Origin of the sequence: Lysinibacillus sp. RS10 (assembly GCF_041956855.1) — a bacterium.
Lineage (GTDB): Bacteria > Bacillota > Bacilli > Bacillales_A > Planococcaceae > Lysinibacillus > Lysinibacillus xylanilyticus_A.
Map to the genome: position 1 here is coordinate 3363906 of NZ_CP167122.1, position 18710 is coordinate 3382615.

Here is an 18710-nt window from a genome sequence, read left to right on the forward strand (position 1 = left end):
CTTTCTAAATCACGTCTTTTGTTAATTTCGTCTTTCTTGAATCAATCTCCAATCCACAAAGCCTTCCTGTAGACCCTTAAGTAATATTTCTGCCGTTCCCATATTTGTTGCCAGTGGCACTTGGTAAACATCACAAAGACGAATAAGTGCAGAAACATCTGGCTCATGCGGTTGTGCTGTTAAAGGATCACGGAAAAAAATAACCATGTCCATATCATTATTGGCAATCATTGCGCCAATTTGTTGGTCGCCACCAAGTGGACCTGAGCAAAAACGTGTTACTACTAAACCTGTAGCTTCAATCACACGCTGCCCCGTTGTACCTGTAGCAAACAGCGTATGCTCATTTAATATCTCTCGGTAAGCAATAGCAAACTGTACTAAATTATCTTTTTTGCGATCATGTGCAATTAATGCGATTTTCATAATGCTTCCATCCCAATCTTTAGATGATGTTTTCTAAACCATATACTAGTTGATCCATTTTCATGACCTCTTCTACACAAAAAGTAACACCGGACATAAAAGAATTACGATTTAATGAATCATGGCGAATTGTTAATAGTTGCCCATCTCCACCAAATAGCACTTGCTGGTGTGCCACTAAACCAGGTAAGCGAACAGAGTGAATGCGCATGCCATCAAATTCTGCCCCTCTTGCACCTTCAATTGTTTCTTTTTCTTCTGGATGTCCTTGCATTTTTGTTGCTCGCACCTCTTGAATCAATTGTGCTGTTTTAACAGCTGTCCCAGATGGTGCATCTAACTTTTGATCATGGTGCAATTCAATAATTTCAACATCAGGTAAATATTTTGCTGCTTCCTTGGCAAATTTCATCATTAGAATTGCTCCGATTGCAAAGTTTGGTGCAATAATGCAGCCTAGGTCTTTTTCTTTAGCAATTGCTGATAATTCTTCTAGTTGTGCATCTGTAAAGCCTGTTGTACCAATTACAGGTCGTACATTTAAATTCAAGGCCTCTTTCGTATGCTTATAAACTGCATGCGGGTTCGTTAAATCCACTAATACGTCTGGTGCAGTGGCCTCTACAAGATCATGCATATCTGTAAAAATTGGTGCTGTATAACTTGCTGGAAACATTTCTAAATCAGCTAATGTTTTTCCTACTTCCTTATAATCAAGTACAGCTACTAATTCCATTTTGTCATGTTTCATGATCGTATGTACAGCTTCAGCTCCCATTTTACCTCTAGGTCCTGCTATTGCTACACGAATCGACATTATTCCTCATCCTTTCTAGTCCAGCGACCTTTATCCCTTGTTTCGAATTTATGTATGACACGTAAAAGTGCTTCATCTAATTTAATACCCTGTGCATTTGCAAAGCAAATTAAAACAAAGAAAAAGTCACCCAATTCTTCTTCGATACTATTCGCTTCCTCTGTGCTCTTTTTCTTCTTTTGCCCGTAAACGTCCTGCACTTCTCGAGACAATTCACCAAGCTCTTCAGTTAAACGTGCCAGTAACTCGAATGGCGGGAAATAGCCTTCCTTAAATTGTCCAATATAATCATCGACACGCTGTTGTAAAGCTTGCATTGTCACTTGTTCAGTCATCAAAATCACGCTCCTACATACCATCGTATAAAATTTACACCATTGTTGTCAAAAACAATAAAATGTCAGATAATAGATATCACTACTTCATTTGTTTAGAACTTCAGGAGGTCATATGCTAAAACAGATTAAAATCCGCAATATCATCGCAATAATGCTCGGTGCTGCCATTTTTAGCTTTGGATTTGTCCACTTCAACATGCAAAATCAACTTGGTGAAGGTGGCTTAAGTGGGATTACACTCATACTTTACTTTACACTAGGCTGGGACCCTGCCTTAATGAATTTACTATTAAATATTCCAATGTTTATTATTGGGTATCGCTTACTAGGGAAAAAATCATTTATTTATACGCTTGTCGGAACTTTATCTGTTTCCGTTTTCCTTAAAATTTTTCAAAAATATCAATTTACTATTCATTTAGAGGACGATTTGTTACTCGTTGCTCTTTTTGCTGGGGTTTTTGTAGGACTTGGGCTCGGTATCGTCTTTCGCTTCGGAGGTACAACTGGTGGTGTAGATATTTTGGCTCGTCTTGGGCATAAATATTTTGGATGGAGTATGGGTAAAACGATGTTCATCTTTGACGCTGTCGTCATTATCTTATCATGGCTAACGTTTTTAGATGCACGCTCGATGATGTATACCCTTGTTGCAGTCTTTGTGGGCGCGCGTGTCATTGATTTAGTTCAAGAAGGAGCATATGCAGCACGTGGAGCACTTATTATTTCTGAAAAGTCTAGCGCCATTGCTGAGATGATTGCATTACGTATGGAACGTGGTATCACTATACTAGAAGGTCATGGTCATTTTACAAAGCAACAAAAAGAAGTTATTTATTGTGTTATTGGTCACAATGAAGTTGTACGTTTAAAATCTATTGTTCATGAGGTTGATCCACATGCTTTCGTATCTATAATAGAAGTACGAGATGTTGCAGGAGAAGGCTTTACCCTCGACGAACAAAAACAACCGCTCCATTAATAGGCCTCATCACCAAAAGTTGTGAATGATATTTGTTAAAACGTATGCCTTATATATAAGTTAAGTGTAGACTGGACGACTCCTTGGGAATCAGCGTTACAGAGCATTTCAGTAAAACCATAGTTTAACGGATGAAAAAACTTGCTATAGTGACATACCACTACAACAAGTTTTTTCATTAGTCGTCATTTCGCATATTTGTAAAGATTAATACTAAACGTAATAATTCTAATACAGCTACTGCTGCTGCGGCAACATATGTTAATGCTGCGGCACTTAACACTTTTCGTGCTGGACGCTCTTCTTCATTTGTAATAATTCCTAAAGAATTCATTTGCACTAACGCACGCTTTGAAGCATCAAACTCAACTGGTAACGTTACTAATTGGAAAAGCACACCTGCTGCTAACAATATGATACCTAAAAGCAACATATTCGTACTACTTGCAAAAATACCAATCATAACAAAGATCCATGACATATTTGATGAAATATTTGCTGCAGGAACTAACTTACTACGTAATGTAAGCATTGAATAAGCTTCTTTATGTTGGATGGCATGGCCAACCTCGTGGGCAGCTACTGCAGCACCTGCAATACTAGCCTCATAGAAGTTACTTTCCGATAAAGCAACTGTTTTTGTCGCCGGATTATAGTGATCAGACAATACACCTTGCGTTGGAACAACTCGTACATCATATAAACCGTTCGCATCTAAAATCGCACGCGCTACCTCTGCACCTGTTTGTCCCTTCATTGTACGTTCTTTTGCAAACTTATTATACGTGCCCTTTACTTTCATCTGTGCATAAAGTGGCAGTAGCATAATAATTGCAAAGTAAACAATATACATGCTTGTTGACAATTTTCTAACCCCTTTCTACCTCTATACTATAATTCTATAATCAATTACTTAATTCGGCAAATATTTACGCCACCTAATTGAGCAGATGGCTAGAACAATGCATGCAATTGATAACCAAAAAGTAAAATAGCCAATATAATTTGTATACTCTGCTAGATCACGATACATTGGCATTTGTCCAAATACATAATCAATCACATCATTATGCAATGTCCATACTGCTGCCACAGCAACATGCCAATATGAAAAGACATATTTACCGATATAAAGGATTGCTTGGACAGCCATCGCAAAATGCGAGCCTACCAGCATCCACCCCTGCCAACCAATCGATCCAGTTTCAATCAGTGTCCATATATTCATGACATCAGCCCAGATCCCATACTTCACTAGTGTAACAAGTGCTAGCACTTCCATCAGCGGCCAACTTTTGCCCAAAATCCACGCTAACAATACAAAGCAAAAGAATAAACTGGCTGTCGGACTATCTGGCACAAAAATATAAAAAATCGGCTCCGTGTTGGCAAGCTGCCCTCCATACCAATAATAACCGTAAATAGTTCCTAATAGATTGATAATGAGTAATAATATTAAGAATGACTTGTGCGTAAGGAGATACCAAATGTTTTCACGAGTAATTTGCATGATTAAAACTCCTTTATTTTCCGTCTTTACTAAGATGTCTTTTTTTATTTTTATTATGTATAAATAATCTCACTTATTGCAATCACATTTCTTTATTAATGCCGAAAAAACAGCTTTCTAGATCATGTCTAGTTCATCCGACCGTCTTTTTCGACATTTCCCCCTAAAAATTATTATTTTTCGGGAACCATTTTGATGCAGGAACAGTCACATTATTATAGAAGTAGAAAAAAAGAGCCAGTTTCCTGACTCTTTTAAACTAAGCTTATTCTTTAGCCTTTAAGCTCGCAATAAATTCAGCTAATTGCTTCGCTTCTTCATCTGTACCAGTGAATTGACCAGGTGGCATTCCGCCGCGACCATTATGGATAACATCTTCAACTTCTTCAGCTGTTAATGTATTACCAAGTAATTTCGGAGCAGCTGGACCACCATTTAAGTCAGCAGCATGACAGCCGATACAAGATTTAGCTTGTTCACCAGTGTCACCATTCCAAATTGCAAATCCAGGAAGTGATTCATCAATATCAACGTCAACTTCCTCTACAATTGCACCCATAGCTTTTTGAGCTTCCCAGTCATGGTTAACAACTGACTCCCATGTTAAGTAGAACATAGCAGCCAAAGTTAATAACATAAACGCTGTCGGTAATGGACGTTTAGATGGACGGCGTTCTGGACCTTTGTCTAAAAATGGCATTAATAATAGCGCTCCAAATGCAAGACCTGGAATTACAATTGCTCCAATAACATTGTATGGACCAGAAGCATAAGTGTATTTTAATAATTGATACATGAATAAGAAATACCAGTCCGGTAATGGCACGTATGCTCTTGTTGGATCAGCTGGCCCTTCAAGTGGTGATGGATGTGCAACTGTTAATAATAAATAACCAATTAAAAATACCGCACCAACCATCCATTCTTTTAGTAAGAAGTTCGGCCAGAAAGCTTCCGTCTTACCTGGATATTCGGAATAATCCTTTGGAACGTTCGGCATTCTATGATTCGCTTTAATACGAGAATCACCAACAAATTTCATTCCTTTTCCGCGATGCATTATGTCCCCTCCTTTAAAAAATCATCGAACCGTCAAGAACTATTACAACGGTCCTGAAATTCCTTGACGACGAATCATGATAAAGTGTGCTGCAAGTAACCCAAACAATACTGCAGGTAAGAAGAATACATGAATCGCAAAGAATCGTGTTAACGTTTGAGCACCAAGAATAGTTGAGTCACCCGCTAATAAGATTTTAATATACTCACCGATAAACGGTACAGATGCAGCAATTTCGATACCTACTTTTGTAGCGAATAATGCTTTCATATCCCATGGTAATAAGTATCCTGTAAAACCAAGACCCATCATTACACCAAAAATACCTACACCAACCATCCAGTTTAATTCACGAGGTTTCTTATAAGAACCTGTAAAGAATACACGAAGAGTATGTAAGAACATCATTACGATTACTAATGAAGCTCCCCAGTGGTGCATACCGCGTACGATTTCACCGAATGCTACTTCGTTTTGTAAATAATAAACTGATTTCCAAGCATTCACTACGTCTGGTACATAGTACATTGTTAAAAACATACCAGAAAGTATTTGAATTACTGTGATAAAGAACGTTAATCCTCCGAAACAGTAAACGAATGCTGAAAAATGATGTGCAGGGTTCACGTGCTCTGGCACTTCGTGGTCGGCTATATCACGCCAAATAGGTGTAATATCTAAGCGTTCATCGACCCAATCATAAATTTTATTTAGCACTGTTTTGTACCCCCTTACTTAACTAGAGTATTTGCTTTAGTTGGACCAAGCGATAAGTAACCGTCTTCTTCTTTAACTTCATATTCATCCAATGGACCTAAAGGCGGTGTGCCTGCTACGTTTTTACCATTTTTCTCGTAACGTCCAGCGTGACAAGGACAGAAGAATTGATCTGGGTGTGCAGAATCTTCTCCCCAGTTCACCATGCATCCTAAATGCTTACAAACAGGAGACAACGCAACTATTTGATCGCCTTCTTTGAAAACCCAAGCTACGTTTGTTACTTCTGATTTGTACCATGCGTCAACTTGTTCAAATTTTAAGTCAACTTTAACTGGTTTGTCAGTAATATCAGCGATTTTATGTTCTGTCTTTATAAAATCCCCACCATCATGCTTTTGTAATACTGGGTCAATTGCAAAACGAACCATCGGCATCAGCATACCTGCCGCCATAAAGCCACCTACACCAGTTAGTGTATAGCTTAGGAATTGACGACGTGAAACTCGATTATTACTCATTTTTTTCCCCCCTCTAACTTAAAGGTCAGTCCAACGGACATACTTTTACAAATAGTAATACTAGGACATATCTATGATATATCAAGTCCATAGCTTGGTCAATATAGCATTCTGTGGAAAGCTGGAGAATGTGAACATTTATTGAAACAAATTGTTAAATCTGTGCCCATTTGGTCGAGAGCATCGGAATCACTTGTCGCAATTGATCTTCGAGAATAGAGTTTTTCACACCTTTATCCATACTTTCTAACGGAATCGCTGGTAACCAAATAACATTTACTTCATCTCCAATATTTGTCCAAGAATGGTCACAAGTAATGAAGAACACATGCTTAAAACCAGCATTATGTAATTGTACTTCTAATTGCTTTGGCATTTCTTCGTCTTTTAAGATTACACTATACGAAAATGGCGGCATCAGTAGTAGACGACCTTTAAATTGTTGTTCGACAAAAGATGTGAGCGATAACAAAAAATCTGCTTCTGAACCACTCTGTTTCATTTTTTCAGAAGTTAAATCGACGGATACGAGTGGAACAATTGCTGTATCAATAAATTCCTTCTGTGCCATAAACGATGTCATATCGTTTGCATTAAAATACATCCAACAAACCTCCCAATATTACATAAATCAATTTCGCCTTGGCGTAATTATTGTTGCTGTCGCTTCGCTTTCGCACAGATCAATTGCCACAGGACGTGGTGTTCTTAGTATGGGTCCTCTATTTCAGTAGGCGTTTGGCACATCCACTGAATGAAGAAAAAAAAATGCCCTTCTCCACTCTTCAAAAGGATAACCAATAAAAAGCGAAAACAATCATTCACTAGTTATGTTACCATATCGAGGTGGATAAAGGACATTCAATTTTTAACTCTGTCTAACGTAAATTAGCTGTTTCCTTTAATGCTTGTAACAAATTAGACAATTCATAAAAGCGCTCTTCATCTCCTTGATCGAGAGCCTCATCAATCTGTGCGAGTAATTTTTCTTCTTGGAATACGAGTAAGCTGTTGGAAAGCAGCTCTTCTGCCAGTAAACGATCTTTTTCACTGACAATCAGTGCTTCCGGCATATAAGGGTTTTCTTCAAGAACTGCTAAGTATTGTGCACTTGGTGGTACATTTGGAAAATTCAATTGTATATACATATCTTCTTGTTCATGTAAGCGTAAATCATGGAAAGATTTCTCAGCATCTGCTGTCATTACATTGCCTTTGTAAAAACGAAATGGCACACCCGTTGAGTCAACGGTTGACATTACCATCGCTCTAGGACAATAGTGAGCTTCTTCAACAAATCGAATTCGTTTTAATAACTCATCATTACTTAATAAGTAATTCAAAATCCATACACATTCACGACGTTTCAATTGATAATTTTTTAAGAACCATCTAACAAATGCTTTTTTATCGACAACTGATACAGAAGCAGTCATACCCACTCCCTCCTTTACTCTAATTCTAAGGTTTCTAACTTCTCTTGCCACTCTAGTTCACCCGGTTGAATAGTTATTAATTGACCGAGTACTTCTTTAGCTTCTGAACGCTTCCCTTCCTCTAATAAGAAGTAAACATATTTTTCTAAAAATGCTGCGTCTTCCTTAAAATCATTATATGCCAAATGGTAAAATTCGTATGCACGGTCGTACAATTCTAAATTTTCATATGCATCCGCAGCAAATGGGTATAATGTGCTCCATTCAAAATCATTTTGTTGCAACGTTTCAAATAATTCTATTACATCCTCATAACGCTCCTGTTGTGCCAACACAGAGATTAAGGCTAACACTGCCTCCATGTATTCAGGATCTAACGCAATGGCTTCACGTAGATGCTGTTCACCCTCAGCTGGCAAACCAGTTTTTAAAGCCATTTTACCAGCGAATAAATATAAGGACTTATCGTATTCGTCACGTGTTAATCCTTCCATAATGGCAGCGTATGCTTTTTTATTGTCTTCAATCATAGCATAGCTTTCGGCTAGCAATAAATAGGCAGAAAAATAATCCGGATCCAATTCTTTTAATTCCTCTAATTGTTTAATTGCCATTTCAAATTTTTGTGATTGGAAAGCAGAATATGCTGCACCAAATAAAATATCTGGCTTTATTTCACCCTCAAGTGCCGTTAAATAGTAATCTAAAGCTGTTTCATAGGCAGCCCCTGCACGATACACCTCAGCAAGTCGTTCAACAAGACTTACTCCTGCAAATTCAACTTGTTGTTCATTCAATTCCTCATACAGTCTCGCAGCCTCTAAAAAACGACCAGTTTCAAACAATAGTTCTGCTTTAGCAAATTGTAATAATGGTTCTTCCGGTAATATAGCTAGCGCCTCATTGATGCGCATTTCCGCTACTTCAAATAACCCTTGCATTTGATAATAATCCGCTAATACTAATAATGCCTGAGGATATTCTGGAGAGGTCTCCTCTATTTCTAATAAAAAATCTAACGCTTCATCTTCATCGCCAAGTTCCATTAAAACATTTGCACGATCAATTTTTAACTGTGCCTCTTCTGGGAATAAAAATTGTAAATGCTCCAGTACACGGTCTGCTTCCTTCATATATCCATACTGCATAAAAATTTCAGCTAGCTCATAAATTTCCTCGGGTAACTCATTCATTAAAAATGATTCAAGTAGCTGTTCTATTAATGCTAAGTCCCCTTGTTCAAGTGCTTGCATCATTTCAGTCATCGCATTGTTCACAGTCTTCACCTATTCTTTCATTGATACCTTTATGCTACAAAACATTTTCAACCGAAACAAGTAAAAAAACTCCCCAAAAGGCTTGGAGAGTCTAGCATTAGCTTTTACTTTACTTTACTACCTCTATATGCTCGAAAAATGGTGGATAAGAAACAGCAATACAATCGGCATCATCTAAAGTTACTGCCCCATCTGTTATAAGTGCTGCAACAGCGCCCATCATTCCAATACGATGATCACCATAGGTTTTAAGACTAGCACCTCGTAATGGCGTTGGTCCTTCAATAATCATTCCATCTTCGGTTGCTTCAATATTAGCGCCTAGTTTTTTTAATTCATCCACTACAGCCGTTATCCGATCAGTTTCCTTCACTTTTAATTCCTCGGCATCCTTAATAATAGTTTTTCCATGTGCCTGCGTTGCTAATAAAGCAAGGATCGGGATTTCATCGATAAGTCGAGGAATAATATCTCCCTCAATTGTAGTTCCTTTTAATGCTGACGTTTCAATTGTAATTGTTGCTGTCGGCTCTGATTGGGTATCTTCGTTCGGCATAAGTGTCATAGTTGCTCCCATATTTTGAAGCACTTCAATGATACCATCTCTTGTTGGGTTAATTCCGACATTTTTTAGCATTATTTTACTACCTTCACAAATAGCTCCTGCAACTAAGAAAAAGGCAGCAGATGAAATATCACCCGGAACAGAAACATGCGTCCCCGTTAGATTTTGCCCTCCTTGTATTGAAATAACACCATCCACCTCATCAACCTTTGCTCCAAATTGACGAAGCATTCTCTCAGTATGATCTCTAGATATTTCAGTTTCTCGAACAATTGTAGTACCTTCAGCACGTAAGCCTGCAAGTAAAATAGCAGACTTCACCTGTGCACTCGCAACAGGCATGTGATAATCTATAGCCCGTAATGTTGTACCTTGAATGGCTAGTGGCGTATATTGGCCATTTGCCCTTCCAGTAATATGGACACCCATTTGACGTAATGGATCAATAACACGGCGCATTGGTCGTTTTCCAATAGACGCATCCCCTGTCATCACTGTGTGCACATTAGAACCAGCTAAAATCCCAAGCATTAAACGCGTTGTCGTACCAGAGTTCCCTGTGTATAGTACCTCTGAAGGTTCTTGCCACCCGTCTATACCTGGACTGTCGATGGATACATTTGTTCCTTCCACATCAATTTTTACACCGAGCTTTCGGAAGCAGTCAATTGTACTTAAACAATCCTCACCTAATAAAAAGCCGTCAACTGTCGTTTTCCCCTTGGCAATAGCCCCAAACATAACAGAACGGTGAGAAACAGATTTGTCGCCAGGAATCGTTAAAGTCCCTTGTAAGGAAGGTTTATCATATTGTAATACTTTTTCACTCATCTTTTTCTTCCCTCCAATATGAAGATAGAAAGCGCCGTAATTTCCGACGCTTTCTTTTAAACAGACATTTCCAATATAGATCGTCTACGAAATATAAGTTTCATAGTTAGCACGCTTTTGTATACACGCTGCTGCACGTTCACGGTCACTTTCGCTTTGTAAGCTAATAACAAGGATCCCAAAAACATCTTCACGTGACTCTACGATACGTAAATTAGTAATACTAATCGCTTCGTCTGCAAGCAATCCTGTCACCTCGGAAATAACCCCAGGATAGTCAGGAACATCAACATATAAGTCAAATGATGTAAACATAGCTCCTGCACTTATCGGTAATTCATCCCTTAGCTCCTTGGCAACCGCAAAATAGTTTTCAATGTCATCTGAACCACCATTTAATAGCAGCTCCTTAACACGAGTCATTTCCTTTTCCCAGCATTCTAGTTGCGCAATAAGCTCCTCACGATTTTGCAATGTAATATCTCGCCATAAAATCGGATTGGACGAGGCAATACGCGTTACATCACGGAAGCCACCTGCAGCAAGTGAACGTGTCATCGGATATTCCCCATTTTCTCCGCCCAACTGATGTACAAGAGAAGCAGCAACGACATGTGGAAAATGACTAACTACAGCTGTCATATGATCATGCTCACGAGCAGATACACTTACAACTTTTGCATGTGTAAATTTCAAAAGACTTTCAAGCTGTGCCATATTGACAATTTCTTCACCAGCGAGTGGTGTTAGCATATAATACGCATTTTCAAAAAGGTGGGCCTTCGCAGCCAATACACCACTTTTATGTGAGCCTGCCATTGGATGCCCACCAATAAAGGTAATACCTAACTCACGTAATTCCCCAGCCTTTTGCATAATCGTTTTCTTTGTACTACCTGTATCTGTTACGATTACTTTATTTTTTAACGGCCATGTTTTTAATTGTTCCATCCATTCAAGTGTTGCGTTGACGGGAGTTCCAAAAATAATGACATCTACGTCGGCAGCAACTTTTTTGGGATCTGTCACAATATCATGAACAATATTTAACGTTTTCGCATGTTCACGTGTTTTTGCATCCATATCATAGCCTATTATTTTTGTTTCAGGTGCCTTTTGTAATGCCAAGGCGATGGAGCCTCCAATTAGGCCAAGCCCGATAACGAGGACATTCCGTGTCATGCAAAAGCTCCTTGCTCTTTTAGGACGTTTTCAAGATGACCGATCAATGCTTCATTTTGAGCCTCTGTTCCGATTGTCACACGGATAAACCCAGGTAATCCTAACGCTTTTCCACTACGGATTATAAAGCCTCGCTTCATAAGCTCATTGAAAACAACATCACTATCAGCATTCGTATCAAAGAAAATAAAGTTCGTATCAGAAGGGAAGTATTTTAAATTATATTTTTCACAGAATTCAATATATTGTTTTTTGCCTTTTTCATTTGCTTCACGGCAAGCTTTTATAAATTCTTGGTCACTTATAGCAATTGTCGCAACTGCTTGACTTAAAATTGTATTATTAAATGGCGATCTTACTGGATCCAGCTTAGCAATTACTCCTGGTTGCCCTATTGCATAACCAACTCGGAAAGACGCAAGACCATATGCTTTTGAGAATGTACGCAATAATAGTACATTTGGATACTCGTCGATTAATGGTAGAGTATCTTTGTGACCAGGATGCGTTACGTATTCGATATAAGCTTCATCTAATACGACTAGTACATCACTTGGTACCTTAGCTAAAAATGCACGTAATTCAATATCAGGAATCACAACGCCCGTTGGATTATTTGGACTACAAACCCAAACGACCGATGTGTTATCATCAATGGCTGCTACCATTGCATCTAAATCATGCGCACCTTCGATACAAGGAACTTTGCGTACCTCTGCCCCTTCAATTTCAGCATTATGCCAGTATTGAGAGAATGATGGGTCTGCCATGACTGTGTTCACACCAGGATACAACAGTGCACGAGTAATAATTGCAATAATATCATCAGAGCCGTTACCAAAAAGAAGCTGTGTTTCATTGACACCTAAATGATTTGCAACAGCCGTACGTAAATTTTGTGCATAGCCATCTGGATAGATCGCATGATTTGCTGAATTATTTTGTAAATAAGCTGTTATCTTAGGTGAGCATCCAAATGGGTTTTCATTAGATGCTAATTTTACGACTTCTTGTAAGCCATATTCACGTTGTACTTCTTCAATTGGTTTACCAGGCTTATATGCTTGCATACCGTCCAGTTGTTGTTTCCATTTCATCTCAAACATCTCCTCTAATTATTTAGCTTGGGCTAAATCTGGTCTTAATTTCACTGCATCATTAAGATACAAGTGCTTTACATCTTTTTGTGCTACCTCCACATTCGCATGTATTAATATACGAATGCAAAGTGGCAATGCGTTTGGCACGTCCATTTCATGCGTACACATAACAGGTACATATTGCCACCCGTCCATTAATCGTACTGCACGTGCTGGAAATGCTGACGTAATATCAGGTGTTGTGGATATAAGTATGGAAGCAATATCATCTACCTCTACATTATTTGCTGCTACCACTTCACGCACTAACCTTGCTGTCTCATCCCATACAAGCTCTGGCTTGTCAGATTCAATTGTAATTGCTCCTCTAAGTCCACGAATCATACAAGCACCTCCGCTAATAGCTGTCGGAATTCGGCATCTACTTCTTTGCACTCCGCTAGATCAATTGGTCGCACAAAAGGTTTACCAATTTTTCCTAATAATACAAATTGTAAAATACCATACTCCGCTTTTTTATCTTTCATTAAATACTCTGTTAACTGTTCAAAAGAATACTCTTTCACAGCTTCAAAAGGATAGCCATTTTTTAATGCAAATTGCAAAAATGCTGTAGTGAAATTACGATTTAACTCACCGTATCGTTCACTTAATAATAAGCAATATACGAGCCCAATCATGACAGCCTCTCCATGCGCTACTTTTCCATAACCAGCAGCCGCCTCAATTGCATGTCCATAAGTATGACCTAAGTTTAAAAATTTTCGCACGGATTGCTCGGTTTCATCCTCTGCTACAATTTGCGCCTTCACTTCTATCCCTTTTTTAAGTTGCTTTGCTAATTCTTCTGTGCTGAAATGAATAACTGTCTCTTCAGCCATTAATTCCTCTAACCATGCTGCATTAGAAATCATCGCATGTTTTATCACTTCTGCTGTTCCCGAACGGACCTCGCGCTCAGGTAAGCTTTCGGTAAAAACGGTATCATATATTACTCCCTCAGGTTGATAAAACGCACCAATCATATTCTTACCTAGTGGATGATTAATAGCTGTTTTACCGCCTACTGCTGAGTCATGTGCTAAAATCGTCGTTGGGATTTGAATAAACGGTACCCCACGCATGTAAGTGGCAGCTACAAAGCCTGTTAAATCACCTACAGCACCTCCACCGAATGCAAAAATAAATGATTTACGTGAGCATTTTTGTTCAAGTAAAAATGTTTGAGCTGCATTGTATTGTTCGAAGGTTTTACATGCCTCACCCCCGGGTAAGATGAAAACCTCAAAATGATAAGGGAAATTAGCCTTGAAATAATCTCCTTGCGCCGTCCACACATTAGCATCCGTAAAAACGATGAGCTTATCAGCTTTTTGAAGCTTATCATCAAATTCTTTAACCGCTTCTGTTAAAAAATTATGACCAAGGACAACCTCATATTGATGTGATTTCGTCGCTACTGGTACTCGCATAAGTTAGAACCCCTTTGTATAACGACGGTGCTCGTCGATTTGAGCTTTTAGTTGAGGTAATTGATCGCTATGGAATTGTTCCAATATTGCATTCGCTATTTCCCAGGCAATAACGTGCTCAGCAACAACTGATGCTGCTGGTACTGCACAGCTATCCGAGCGCTCTACACTAGCTTTAAATGGCTCTTTCGTTTCAATATCAACACTTTGCAATGGTTTATATAGTGTAGGGATTGGTTTCATTACACCTCGTACGACAATAGGCATTCCAGTAGACATCCCACCTTCTAAACCACCAAGTCGATTTGTTGCACGTGTATAGCCTTCTTCCTCTGACCAAATAATTTCATCATGTACTTCAGAGCCTTTACGACGTGCCATTTCAAAGCCAATTCCAAATTCAACACCTTTAAATGCATTGATAGATAACATTGCAGCTGCTAGTTTTGAATCTAGCTTACGATCATAATGAACATATGAACCGACACCAGCCGGCAGTCCTTCAACGATGACTTCAACAACACCACCAATTGAGTCACCCGCTTTTTTCGCTTCATCAATCGCTGCTACCATTTTTGCAGAAGCCTCTGGGTCCACGCAATAGCAAGGGTCTGCTTCAACAATGGCACGAATTTCATCTGCAGATTTCCCTTCAACTAAGGAAGAATCTGCCTTAATACCAACGATTTCTGTTACATGTGACACAATGGAAATACCTAATTCATTTAATAGTGCCTTTGCAACAGAACCTACTGCTACTCGAACAGTTGTCTCACGTGCTGAAGAACGCTCTAACACATTGCGCAAATCACGGTGTCCGTATTTCATGCCACCTACTAAATCCGCATGCCCTGGACGTGGACGTGAAATTTGGCGTTTGATATCATCAGGATTCACATCTTCTGCCAATGGCTCTGCTCCCATAATTTTAGTCCAGTGCTTCCAGTCATCATTTGTGACTACGAGTGCTACAGGAGAACCAAGTGTCTGTCCGTGACGAACACCAGCAACTATTTCCACTGTATCCGTTTCGATTTGCATCCGACGACCGCGTCCATGTCCTCCTTGGCGACGTTTTAAATCGTGGTTAATTTTTTCTGCTGTAATTGGTAAGAGTGATGGTAAGCCCTCAATAATTGTTGTTAGTTGGGGTCCGTGTGACTCTCCCGCTGTTAAGTAACGCATAAACGCTTTCTCCCTTCAACTCGCTAAAGTATGTATTTTTCACTATAACATATATTCTCTAAAAAAACAGTCCTTTTGCAAATGTCATTAATGTATCGCTTTAATCGTTTGCAAATTTCTAATTGTTCTAGCAACTCCCGAATTTAAATAAGAATATTCTGAACGATTTGGATAAAAAAACTTTTATCACTAGTAGATAGAAGCATTTAAAAAGGTTTATTTGTTTTTAATAAAAATACGCTTTTTGCTTATAACAAGCGAAAAGCGTACGATTATCTATATCTAAGCCTTAAAATATGTACATGACATTCGCGTTGTCTACTGTACGATTGCTTTTCTTATATTATTAATTATTTTTTCGTCTATAGAAGAATGTATCCTCTACTTCAAACTCGTAACGAGATGGATTAAAGATTTGCTCTGTTGATCCAACAAATAAAATCCCATCCTTACGCAATGATTTACTAAAATTCGTATAAATCTGATCCTTTGCCTCTTCAGTAAAGTAAATCATAACATTGCGACAAACAATTAAATCATAATTAGAATCGTATTGATCTTTCAGTAAATTATGTTTCTTAAACGTCACACAGCGTTTAACTTCATCCTTGACTCTATAGAAAGAACCTTCTTGCTCAAAATACTTCGCTTTTATATCATTTGGCACTTCTGCTAAGGAACGCTCTGGATAGACACCAAGTTTCGCTTTTTGGATTACATTCTCATCTAAATCAGTGGCAATTATTTGAATTTGAGATAATGGTACTAATTGAGATAATACCATTACTAAAGAATAAGGTTCTTCACCAGTTGAACAAGCAGCACTCCAAATTTTTAAACGCTTATTAGATTGCAATAATTTCGGAAATATTTTTTTCTGCAAAACTTCCCAACGCTTACCATTTCGATAAAATTCGGAAACATTGATCGTCATGCGGTCTAAAAACTCGTTCATTAAATCACGATCTTGCTCAAGTGCCTTTAGAAAGTCCACAAAATTACGATAGCCCTTTTTCTCATAAAGAGATGTTAATCGTCTTTTCATTTGCGCTTCTTTATATAAAGCTAAATCTATTCCTGTTTTGCGCTTTATACCTTCTATAAATTGTTCATAATCAGACATATGGTCTTCTTCCCCTCTAGCGTCATATTTCCATTATAGCGGAAAAGTGCCATTCCTGAAATAGTCTTTCACATGTAACTAAGTTACTTAGTTGAGTTGTGTTTTTCCTCTAATAGTAAAACTTTCGAATGTTCTAATTCTAAGCGCATCTTTTCGGTTTCCATCGTGTATGTTTCTAATCGGAGCTTTTCTAACTCCACTTCCCTTTCAAGAGCCTTTAATTTAATTTTTTGTTTTCGTGTATATGCATCAGTAAAAATACCTGCTAAAGAAATAAGTACGCCCCCAATAATGGCTATAACCGCAATTGACAATGCATCCACATCCTTTCATTACTAATGATTATACGGCAAAATGGAAAAATAGTTTCATTTTCTTTCAATCTTTCGTTAATCTATAAAAATTATTCCTATTGATATTTTTGACTCTTCACCAAAATATGCACTAAACCTCACAAATTTTTCACATAAAAAACGAAGGTAGTAAGTCACTACCTTCAAAGTTTTTAGATTATTAAACCTCAACTCGATAATCTTTTAGCTCTTCTCTCAATTTTATCTTCATGAATTTTCCTACAGAGGTTTTCGGTACCTCATCTAAAAACACAACATCATCAGGAATCCATGTTTTATGGAATTGTGATCGTAAATCATCTAATAGCTCTGATTTCGTAATAGAATCCTTAAATTCAGGTTTTGGTACAACACATGCAAGAGGTCGTTCAATCCATTTTTCATGCGGAATTGCTATAACTGCGGCCTCAAACACTTTAGGATGTGACATCAAAGCATTTTCAAGTTCCACTGAAGAAATCCATTCTCCACCACTTTTAATTAAATCCTTTGTACGATCTGTTATTTTTATATAACCATCTTCTGTCATTACCGCAATATCTCCCGTGTAGAGCCAGCCATCTTTGAAGGCTTCTGTAGTTCGCTCATCGTTGTAGTATTCTCCAGCAATCCACGGGCCCTTAATTGTTAATTCGCCCATTGTTTTGCCATCCCAAGGTACTTCTCCATTTTCATTGACCACCCGTGTTTCAATGAGTGGCACCGTTAGCCCCTGTGTAATACGAACATCCATTTTCTCATCGTTTGTATAATCTCGCATATGTGTTAAATACGTCGATAGGCTAACAAGTGGCGATGTCTCGGTCATGCCAAAGCCCGTCATGTATGGAATCTTAAGCTCCTCCTCAAAGCCACGCACTAGACCGAGCGGCGAGGCTGAACCACCACATACAATCAACCGTATTGAAGACAAATCACGAGGATTTTTGCGTTGCTCCTGTAATACACCAAGCCAAATCGTAGGTACTCCTGCAGTCAACGTGACCTTATATGTTTCAAATAAATCCAGTAGTAACTGTGGTGTAAACATTGGTCCTGGTAGCACCTGTGTAGCACCAAATAATACACCAGCAAACGGAAACCCCCACGCATTCGCATGGAACATTGGTACGACAGGTAGTACTACATCTGCTTCGCTTATACCAACACCCTCGGAGAGTCCCGATACCATACTATGAAGGACAATACTACGATGAGTATACACTACACCCTTTGGCATTCCTGTAGTCGCACTTGTGTAGCACATTCCAGCAGGTGTATTTTCATCTAGATCCTCTGGAAATTTAAAATCATCATTTGCCTCTGCAAGTAATGCCTCATAAGAAAGAGCATTCGGTAATGGAATGTTTTCTAGCGCGATATCATCTCCCATTACGATAAAATGCTTTACTGATTTAAGCTGTGAGACGATTGGTGCTATAAGGGGAACTAAATTATCGTCAATTAACAATATTTCATCTTCGGCATGATTAATGACATAAGCAATATGCTCAGGCGATAATCGAATATTAATCATATGCAATACAGCTCCTGCGCACGGAACTGCAAAATATGCTTCTAAATGGCGATGATGGTTCCAAGCAAAAGTACCCACCTTCATACCTCGCTCCATCCCCAGCTTTGTAAGGGCATCTGCTAATTTACGAGTCCGTTTTACATATTCTTTATAAGTAATCTCGTGAATTGTTGTAGGGCTTGTCCGCGAATATATTTTTTTCGCATGGAAAAATCGTTCTGCTCGATCCAAAAAACTAGTTAATAATAAAGGTGTATCCATCATATGCATAATAACGTTCCCCTTTGTTCTTAAATTTT

The 18710-nt window shown here is 38.5% G+C and carries 21 protein-coding genes; 1 reads left to right on the plus strand and 20 read right to left on the minus strand.

Features of this window, described 5'->3' with window-relative positions:
* Nucleotides 1-21: 21 nt before the first annotated feature.
* The 3 genes from mgsA to ACB089_RS17190 are packed head-to-tail and all read right to left on the minus strand — an operon-like array spanning nt 22 to nt 1578.
* On the minus strand, nt 22-426 hold the full coding sequence (gene mgsA, locus ACB089_RS17180; RefSeq protein ID WP_374967484.1) for a methylglyoxal synthase: 405 nt from the start codon (nt 424-426) through the stop codon (nt 22-24).
* A 19-nt stretch (nt 427-445) separates the two neighbouring features.
* A complete protein-coding gene (gene dapB, locus ACB089_RS17185) occupies nt 446-1243 on the minus strand; it encodes a 4-hydroxy-tetrahydrodipicolinate reductase (RefSeq protein ID WP_374967485.1) in 798 nt (265 codons plus the stop codon).
* On the minus strand, nt 1243-1578 hold the full coding sequence (locus ACB089_RS17190) for a nucleotide pyrophosphohydrolase (RefSeq protein WP_068982828.1): 336 nt from the start codon (nt 1576-1578) through the stop codon (nt 1243-1245). Before ACB089_RS17190 ends, dapB begins: the two co-directional genes overlap by 1 nt.
* A 115-nt stretch (nt 1579-1693) precedes the next feature.
* Here ACB089_RS17190 and ACB089_RS17195 point away from each other — a divergent pair, with 115 nt between their 5' ends.
* Nucleotides 1694-2563 (plus strand): YitT family protein, encoded by an 870-nt coding sequence (locus tag ACB089_RS17195; RefSeq protein ID WP_374967486.1) that lies wholly within the window; start codon nt 1694-1696, stop codon nt 2561-2563.
* Nucleotides 2564-2741: 178 nt separating this feature from the next.
* Here the strand turns inward: ACB089_RS17195 and ACB089_RS17200 are convergent, their stop codons facing one another.
* The 17 genes from ACB089_RS17200 to ACB089_RS17280 all read right to left on the minus strand — a co-directional run bounded on the left by ACB089_RS17200 (nt 2742) and on the right by ACB089_RS17280 (nt 18681).
* Nucleotides 2742-3428 (minus strand): zinc metallopeptidase, encoded by a 687-nt coding sequence (locus ACB089_RS17200; protein WP_374967487.1) that lies wholly within the window; start codon nt 3426-3428, stop codon nt 2742-2744.
* 48 nt (nt 3429-3476) lie between these two features.
* Complete coding sequence (locus tag ACB089_RS17205; RefSeq protein WP_374967488.1) at nt 3477-4073, minus strand: DUF1405 domain-containing protein; 597 nt, start codon at nt 4071-4073, stop codon at nt 3477-3479.
* Nucleotides 4074-4338: 265 nt separating this feature from the next.
* Entirely contained in the window at nt 4339-5133 is a 795-nt protein-coding gene (locus tag ACB089_RS17210; protein WP_374967489.1) for a c-type cytochrome, read from the minus strand.
* A gap of 42 nt (nt 5134-5175) precedes the next feature.
* Nucleotides 5176-5850 carry a menaquinol-cytochrome c reductase cytochrome b subunit gene (gene qcrB / locus ACB089_RS17215; RefSeq protein ID WP_374967490.1) on the minus strand — a complete coding sequence of 225 codons (675 nt, stop codon included), beginning with the start codon at nt 5848-5850 and terminating at the stop codon, nt 5176-5178.
* Nucleotides 5851-5864: 14 nt separating this feature from the next.
* Nucleotides 5865-6371, minus strand: coding sequence for a ubiquinol-cytochrome c reductase iron-sulfur subunit (locus ACB089_RS17220; RefSeq protein ID WP_374967491.1), 507 nt, complete (start codon nt 6369-6371; stop codon nt 5865-5867).
* 154 nt (nt 6372-6525) lie between these two features.
* Nucleotides 6526-6975 carry a YpiF family protein gene (locus ACB089_RS17225; RefSeq protein ID WP_374967492.1) on the minus strand — a complete coding sequence of 150 codons (450 nt, stop codon included), beginning with the start codon at nt 6973-6975 and terminating at the stop codon, nt 6526-6528.
* A 274-nt stretch (nt 6976-7249) separates the two neighbouring features.
* Entirely contained in the window at nt 7250-7807 is a 558-nt protein-coding gene (locus ACB089_RS17230) for a ReoY family proteolytic degradation factor (protein WP_068982835.1), read from the minus strand.
* Between the two features lie 14 nt (nt 7808-7821).
* On the minus strand, nt 7822-9072 hold the full coding sequence (locus tag ACB089_RS17235; RefSeq protein ID WP_374967584.1) for a tetratricopeptide repeat protein: 1251 nt from the start codon (nt 9070-9072) through the stop codon (nt 7822-7824).
* Nucleotides 9073-9193: 121 nt separating this feature from the next.
* On the minus strand, nt 9194-10480 hold the full coding sequence (aroA, locus tag ACB089_RS17240; protein ID WP_374967493.1) for a 3-phosphoshikimate 1-carboxyvinyltransferase: 1287 nt from the start codon (nt 10478-10480) through the stop codon (nt 9194-9196).
* Nucleotides 10481-10564: 84 nt separating this feature from the next.
* The gene (locus ACB089_RS17245) at nt 10565-11662 is read right to left on the minus strand and encodes a prephenate dehydrogenase (RefSeq protein WP_374967494.1); all 1098 of its coding nucleotides are present in this window, start codon (nt 11660-11662) and stop codon (nt 10565-10567) included.
* A complete protein-coding gene (gene hisC / locus ACB089_RS17250; protein ID WP_374967495.1) occupies nt 11659-12759 on the minus strand; it encodes a histidinol-phosphate transaminase in 1101 nt (366 codons plus the stop codon). The genes ACB089_RS17245 and hisC overlap by 4 nt, the downstream gene beginning before the upstream one ends.
* 18 nt (nt 12760-12777) lie before the next feature.
* On the minus strand, nt 12778-13146 hold the full coding sequence (gene aroH, locus ACB089_RS17255) for a chorismate mutase (protein WP_374967496.1): 369 nt from the start codon (nt 13144-13146) through the stop codon (nt 12778-12780).
* Nucleotides 13143-14234 (minus strand): 3-dehydroquinate synthase, encoded by a 1092-nt coding sequence (gene aroB / locus ACB089_RS17260; RefSeq protein ID WP_374967497.1) that lies wholly within the window; start codon nt 14232-14234, stop codon nt 13143-13145. Before aroB ends, aroH begins: the two co-directional genes overlap by 4 nt.
* 3 nt (nt 14235-14237) lie before the next feature.
* Nucleotides 14238-15419, minus strand: coding sequence for a chorismate synthase (aroC, locus tag ACB089_RS17265; protein ID WP_374967498.1), 1182 nt, complete (start codon nt 15417-15419; stop codon nt 14238-14240).
* A 346-nt stretch (nt 15420-15765) separates the two neighbouring features.
* Nucleotides 15766-16542, minus strand: coding sequence for a CheR family methyltransferase (locus ACB089_RS17270; protein ID WP_374967499.1), 777 nt, complete (start codon nt 16540-16542; stop codon nt 15766-15768).
* Between the two features lie 83 nt (nt 16543-16625).
* Nucleotides 16626-16856, minus strand: a complete 231-nt coding sequence (locus ACB089_RS17275) for a hypothetical protein (RefSeq protein ID WP_374967500.1) — start codon at nt 16854-16856, stop codon at nt 16626-16628.
* Between the two features lie 199 nt (nt 16857-17055).
* The gene (locus ACB089_RS17280; RefSeq protein ID WP_374967501.1) at nt 17056-18681 is read right to left on the minus strand and encodes a long-chain fatty acid--CoA ligase; all 1626 of its coding nucleotides are present in this window, start codon (nt 18679-18681) and stop codon (nt 17056-17058) included.
* Nucleotides 18682-18710 lie beyond the last annotated feature (29 nt).